Raw genomic sequence first — 7,039 nt, 5'->3', positions numbered from 1 at the left:
TTTGAAATGCTAATTCTTGAAAGTGCAGGGATCTCAGCCGTTTCAAGAACTTTCTTGCAGACTGTACATTCCTTGTGTTTTGAGCCTTTAACTCCGATAGAAGCCACCTTGTCAACTATCCAACCGCTTGACTTGTGACCTGTGGCTGGGATAGTTTCTGTGTAGGAGTCACCGCATGAGCAGGTGTATTTTACTGTGCCTGCGGTGGTGCAGGTGGCGTTGCTGAGAACTGTTTTTGTATAGCTGTGTTCATGATAATCGTCCAGCGCAAATGGTGAGAGCTTGTAAAGGGTCGGTGCTGAATTATTTGTGACATACCATTTTACCATGCCGTCACTGCATACAACAGGTTGACAATCTGAAAGTACGAAGGAGTGAGAAATGGCTTTGGTAACAGTTTTGCCGTTTGAGTCAACTGTCATTGTCTTTGTGGCGGTCTTGCCTGTGGAACTGTTGTATTCTTCCCACATAACAAGGAACAGATTGTCATTTATCTTTATAAGCTGAGGGGTGCGGCAGGTCACTTTACTTGATGTGCCGTAGTTTGTGAGGGCAATGTTCTGTGTGCCGTTGAAAAGCTCGTCTGTGACGCTTATGTAAACATTTCTTGTCTTACAACTGCTTGAAACGTCTTTTGTATAGGCTATCAGACAGTTTCCGCTGCCAAGCTCAAAACCGCCTATTGAAGCGCCTGTGTAGTTGCTTTTGTTCATATCGAACTTAACAGGGATAGAAACGCTCACGGCTGTTGATTTTCCGTCAGCCTTATATTTTGTGAGAGTAATACCGTTTACAGAGAGGTAAGAGCCGTTCATTGTGTAGTTGCTTGACTCTGAGTGGTCAACTCTGTAGATGTATTTTCCACTTTCGTCAGCTTTGATGAATTGGTTGAAAGAGTGGCTAACATAGCCGTCTGTAAGATTTGAAACGTCATACATTGAGTCGGTCAGGGACATGGATGATTCGTCAATGGTGAAAAGCATATTTGCCTGATGATTTATGCCGTCGCTGTCAGCATACATCTCATGGCAGGTGTAAACATAAAGCTTTCCACCCGCTTCTTCCATTCTCAGTGAGCCTGCCGAGAACGGCTTTGTTGTATTGACACCTGAGATACTGCATGAATTTACCTTGCTCCAGCTCTTGGTGTATTTGACTACTCTTACAACTTCCTTGCTGTCGCTTTCGGCAGTGTTGTTCTGACCGAACACGAGATAGTTATAGTCTTTTCCTGAATAGAATCCACCAAATAGGTTAAGCTCTTTTGAAATAGTGCGTTGTGAGATAAGCTTTTTGCCGTCTGCGGAATAGTTTTCTACCACAATGCCGCTTGATGTGTTTTCAAGCCTTGTGAGCGTTCCGTCGCTGTTTTGTACAAGATAAGAGTTTGTGACAGATGACCATGTGTTGTAATGGTTATCTGAAGCATTGTATGTTGCACGTCCGCTGAGTAAAGTTGCTGAGCCTTTTGTGTCGCTATCCATAGGCGTAACTGTCACTGTACAGCTTGCTTTAACACTGTTGTCGGTGGTAGCGGTTATTGTGCATACGCCTGCCTTGTTTCCGTACACCTTGCCGTCTTTTGTAACAGAAGCCACAGAATTATCACTGCTTGACCATGTGAAGCCGTAGTCTATATCGGAATTACCCTTTGCAGAAAGTTTAAGGCTGTCGCCCGTTTTGAGCGTGGCAGAAGAATTTGAAATCGTAACACTGCTAGGCATTTTCCAAGCAATATTCTCTGAGTAGAAATTGCCGTCAGTATCACGCTCTATGGCTGTCACAGTGCCGTTCGTATAATACAAAGCGAAAACAGGATAAGCTGTTTTATATGAAGCCACCTGCTTGAAATCATTGTTGAACTCCATAAGAGTGTTGTGGTTTACATACATGATAGTGCTGTCATTTTCGCTGTTGTATACAGTTCTTGTTCCAACGCTGTTGTAGAGATCATTTTTGTTTTCATGTTCCGCTCTTGAAACGCTTCCAAAGAGATATAATGTATCATCTGTTGATGTATGAAATTTGGCAGAGTCCACGATGTTTACAGTGCCGCTTGCAGAAGAAGTCCACGCAAGCTTGCCGTTGCCAAGCATTTGTGCGTTGTCATAATGATAATCGTAATATTTCTGATAGAAATAGTCGATAGATTTATCAGACACGGTTATTTTGTTATTTGAAATATTTCCAAAGCCAAGGGCGTTCATTTTGTGAGTATAGCCCCAATAAACGTAATCAGCGTTTCTTTCAAAATAGAAGTTTCCGTTTGTGCTGTCAAAACCTGAGAACTTTGTTATGGCAACATCAGTACTGCAGGAGGACAGCTTATTTCCGTTTGAGTCCAGCAGAAATAGATTATCGCCTTTTTCAGCACCACTGCTGTCTGTTACATAGTAATATATCCTGCCGTTATCGTCAACGCCAAAACAGTTTGGGTAATTTAAAATACCATTGGGCGTATACTTGCTCACATTAACGCTTTTGGTCACCTTTTCCGTATCGGTGTCAAAGGTCTTTATGTAATAAGAATATGACGAGCCCTTCACGCTGGAATTGTATGTGCTGGTATCTCTTTCGATATAATAGATCTTGGAGTTATTGGCATATACATTTATAATGTCACCAAGCGTTGCTACAGTTCTCACGGAGTTGCTGGAAAAGCTATAGAATTTAATTAGCTTCTTGTAGTTTTCCACAGTATAATAGTATAGTCCGTTTTTAGTGGCAGAAACCACGTTTACGAAAACCTGATCGGAGCTGTTAAAAGTCAGAAAATCTGACGGCATTTTTACGGCGCCGTTTGCAGAATAAGCCTGAGCTGATATAGCGGTGTTCCCCAATATGCCGTTAATGCTTTCTGGAAGCGGAAGCAGTGCGGCAGAAGCTGTTATAACAAAAGCGGTAAGTCCTGCGGCGATCTTTTTAGTCAACATATTTATCCCTCTTTACTATGATCTTTACCCCGACCCTATGTGTATATTATACTACTTTTTTTGCCTGATTTCAAGTAAAAAGCTCCGCCACAGCGAATGCCACGGCGGAGTTTTTAGGACTTTTGGGAGAAATTACTTGTTGCCTGTTGTCTTGTAAGCGTCGATCATCTTCTTGCTGGTGAGTCCAGAACGCCGAGCATATCTTTCTCCGTTCCTAATGTATGTCATCGGCTCTGATTCACCTGTCAGAAGTTTAATTTCCAGTTTCATTGTGTTCTTATTTATTGGAACTACACTTATACGGTCTATGACTGCCTTTGCCATTTCGTCGACTTGTTCCTTGTTCATTGGTAGGCTAGGATCATACATTTCACGGAAGTATTTTTCAATCCGCTTTACAGCTTTTGCATAACTATTGTCGTTTTCGCTTTTCTTTTCGATAAATCTTATCTGATGTTCTATTCCTTTTATTAGTTCACTGCTCTCGGTATTACGTTTTGTAAATTCTGATTTTGTGATAAGCTCCTCCATATAGAGCTCCAGCAGTTTATCACGCTTTTTATTTTCCTTTTCCAGTGTTGCTTTCAGGCCGCTTACCTGCCGCATTGCCTCGGCAGAGCGGTCTGATTCTTTATATATCCGAAGAAATGTTTCAACATAATCCTCAAGGTTTTCAGCCACGTCCTTGAAAAATCCCGACAGTATGCTGTAAAGTTCCGATTCCATTATTGCAAATGACGCACAGCTTTTTGCACCTTCTTTCTTTTTTTCTGAGCATATCCATTGATATATTGGCTGACCTTTTGATACGCTGTTTGAGTAACTTGTCCTCCAATATGGCTTGTCGTGAGCTGCACACCATATCTTACCGGTGAAGACACTTGTGTCTTTAAATGAGTGTTCACGGCTTTTTATGGCAGCACTTCTTGTTTCAAATATTCTGTTGCACTTGTTCCATATTTCCTCAGATACTATGGCAGGTACGACTTCGCCTGTTTCGTCTTTATACATCACCCATTCTTCTTTGGGTAAAAAACGCTGTTCTTTTGTGCGGTAGTCAACTATTCTTACTTTGTTACCACAGTAAAATCCTTTATATTTTGGGTTTTGTATAATGCCTGAAACGGTGTTGTGATGTATCCTTGTACCATTGCGTCCACGGTAGCCCTTATCATATAGTATTCGTTCTATCTTTCTGACGCTCATATCACCAGTAGAGTAAAGGTCAAATATCATTCTTACCATTTCTGCTTCAGGTTCGTTTATGACAAGTTTACAGTCATCTTTATCATAGCCGAATATACGATTGTTGCCCATAACATTTCCGCTTTCTATTGAACGCTTGTGACCCCAGCGAACACGTTCAGAAAGCTTCCTGACTTCATCAGCGGCGATGCTTGACATTATAGTAAGACGCATTTCGCTGTCAGAATCAATGGTACAAATGTTATCATTTTGGAAGAAGACCCCTACCCCTGCTCGGAGAAGATCACGGGTATAGGTAAGGCTGTCGATAGTATTTCTTGCGAAACGGCTGACTTCTTTTGTAAGTACAAGGTCAAACCTTCCTGCTTTTCCATCTTCGATCATTCTCATAAATTCTGCACGGTTCTCGGCATGTTCACCTCTTACTCTGTCAACATAGCCCTCAATGTAATTCCAATTTGGATTTGATTTTATCATTTCTGTAAAGAAATTGATCTGATTTTCAATAGAGTTTTCCTGTTCATCACGGGTCGTTGATACTCGTGCATAAAATGTAACATTGATTTCAAGATCAAAAATTGTTTTCCGCTCACGTTTCATAAGGTCAGCGGCTGAATAGATATCCATTTAATTTACTCCTCTCTGTGGCAAGCCGTAAGACTTGTGACTTTATTTAGATTTACACATTTGTAATGCGTATCAGATCATTATGATTATAACATGCCGAAGATGCGGGGTCAACGGCAGGGAACAATTTACCTGTGGTAATATGTAGCAATGCCTATGGGCATTGCATTCCTTTTCACGCAGCCAACCTTTCGATCATCATTAGCATTCGGTTGTACTTTTTGATGTCAATCTCACCACTATTAAGTAGTAATTTTGTCCAGGCGGCTAAAGTTTTTTTCTTCATTTCCAATTTGTAATTAGGGTTTCCTGTTTTTTTAGTCAATAAACATCTCTCCTTTTAAGTATTATTTTTCACGCAAAAGATAGAATTATCCATTTTTACTGCATTATTGTTCAAGCTAATGATATCACAAAAATCAAGAAAACGTAATCATCAACTGCAATAAATATGGGCTGTATATTTGTTGCATTATTAGTATATTTTTTATATAGCTTAATTTTTAACGTTTAAACGTTTAGAAGTATCCTCTTTCTTGTCGTTTTCGCTTAGTTGATCTAGTGACTCCTATCGTAAAGCTCGTATTCACGCCATTTTTGCGTGACTTCTGCAATTTGTGACTCCTATTTTTCTTTGCAAGTCACACTTTGACTCCATAAGCTGACCGCTGAAATTATACACAAATTTCTCTTCAAACTGCGTGTTTACGGAACTTTGGCGGTCAGCTTTGCTGTCCGCTGTGAGCGGGTCGGCGGCTTATGACGCCTGCCCTTTAACCTGCAATGAATTATAGCACTTTGTTGGCTACACCTCAAACTGCTGATTTGTGCAAAGTACATAATTGCTTAAATCAAATATTTCAATGGACAACTCTGATTATCTCCAAAAAGCCCGGAAATACGGGCATTTCACGGGATATAAGAACTGAATTTACTACCGATTTACTACTTTCGGATTGAGCTTTGACACGCTTCTACTTTCCCGTGAAGCCCACCGCCCAAATAGTGACACATCGAAAATTGAATACGACACCGCAAACGGCGGCGTTCTCTTTTCCCCTTTGGGGAGATCAGGACGCCGCTTTTTTTGCGCCCAAAACCAGAAAGGAGGCGACCGCCTATGTACTTTACTTCCGGCAGCGACCGGGCCTTTGAACAGCTCATGCAGACGAGGCCGGGCGCAGATCATTTTGACAGCGGCGAGGCCGGAGCGCCGGAGGACTGCGGCACCTGCCGTTTCTACCGCCCGCACTGGAAGTACCAGTTTTGTGTGTATGAGGAATGTCCCTACCAGCCGGGCAAGCGCACCGCCCTTGACGGCGCGGTGAAATTTCAAGTGAAAGGAGTGGACGACGAGATGGCAGTTTTTCGAGTGGAGAAAAACCGGGGCTACACGGTGATGTCCAACCACCACCTGCGGAACAAGGACTTGTCCCTGAAAGCCAAGGGGCTGCTGTCGCAAATGCTGTCCTTGCCGGAGGATTGGGATTTTACGCTGAAAGGCTTGTCCCTTATCAACCGGGAACAGATCGACGCGATCCGGGCGGCTGTCCGGGAGCTGGAACAGGCGGGCTATATCGTGCGTTCCCGTGAGCGTGACAGCCAAGGCCGCCTGCGCGGGGCGGATTACATCATTTACGAACAGCCCCAGCCTGTGCCGGATTCACCTACATTGGAAAATCCAACATTGGATAATCCAACGCAGGAAAAGCCTACGCAGGAAAAACCAACGCAATTAAATAAAGATAGATCAAGTAAAGACAAATCAATTACAGATGGATCAAATACCGATTCCATTCCTATCCTTTCCCCTCCCTCTCCTTTGGGGGAAGAAGCGGCTGCGCCGCCGGAACGGAAAGGAACGGGAGCGAAATCACAGAGCGCCGTAGAGATTTATCGGGAGATCATCAAGGACAACATCGAGTATGAACACCTTTGCCAGTACGCCAAGGGGATTGACCGGGATATGCTGGACGAGATCGTGGACTTGCTGGTGGAAACCGTATGCAGCGCCCGAAAGACCATCCGCATTGCCGGGGACGATTACCCCGCCGAGCTGGTGAAATCCAAGCTGATGAAGCTGAACAGCTCTCACATTGAGTTTGTCTTTGACTGTATCAGCAAAAACACCACGGAAATACGGAACATCAAAAAATACCTGCTGGCGGTTCTGTTCAACGCCCCAAGCACCATCAACGGCTATTACACGGCGCTGGTGGCCCACGACATGAACACAGGCAGTTGGGGAACCCCGCAAAATCGGTGATTTTGTG

At 43.2% G+C, this 7,039-nt stretch carries 3 protein-coding genes; 1 reads left to right on the top strand and 2 read right to left on the bottom strand.

Features of this window, described 5'->3' with window-relative positions; all coding sequences use genetic code 11:
• Together AB5Z01_RS09470 and AB5Z01_RS09465 are read right to left on the bottom strand one after the other, a co-directional pair.
• On the bottom strand, positions 1-2,933 hold a 2,933-nt coding region (locus AB5Z01_RS09470; RefSeq protein ID WP_368365495.1), incomplete at its 3' end, for an Ig domain-containing protein.
• Positions 2,934-3,065: 132 nt separating this feature from the next.
• Entirely contained in the window at positions 3,066-4,766 is a 1,701-nt protein-coding gene (locus AB5Z01_RS09465) for a recombinase family protein (protein ID WP_195220688.1), read from the bottom strand.
• Positions 4,767-5,886: 1,120 nt separating this feature from the next.
• On the opposite strand from AB5Z01_RS09465, the gene AB5Z01_RS09460 reads away from it, so the two are divergent.
• On the top strand, positions 5,887-7,032 hold the full coding sequence (locus AB5Z01_RS09460; protein ID WP_008689698.1) for a DUF6017 domain-containing protein: 1,146 nt from the start codon (positions 5,887-5,889) through the stop codon (positions 7,030-7,032).
• Positions 7,033-7,039: the final 7 nt, after the last annotated feature.

The organism is Ruminococcus sp. RTP21359st1_H3_RTP21359_211015, from assembly GCF_040909065.1.
In the GTDB taxonomy this organism is placed as follows: Bacteria; Bacillota; Clostridia; order Oscillospirales; family Ruminococcaceae; genus Hominimerdicola; species Hominimerdicola aceti.
Note: the sequence above shows the minus strand (reverse complement) of the source record. Positions and strands in the feature narration are given on the sequence as shown.

Bases quoted from the DNA above. Each gene is read 5' to 3' on its own strand.
- AB5Z01_RS09465 (WP_195220688.1), bottom strand. From the start codon at position 4,766: ATGGATATCTATTCAGCCGCTGACCTTATGAAACGTGAGCGGAAAACA.
- AB5Z01_RS09460 (WP_008689698.1), top strand. From the start codon at position 5,887: ATGTACTTTACTTCCGGCAGCGACCGGGCCTTTGAACAGCTCATGCAG.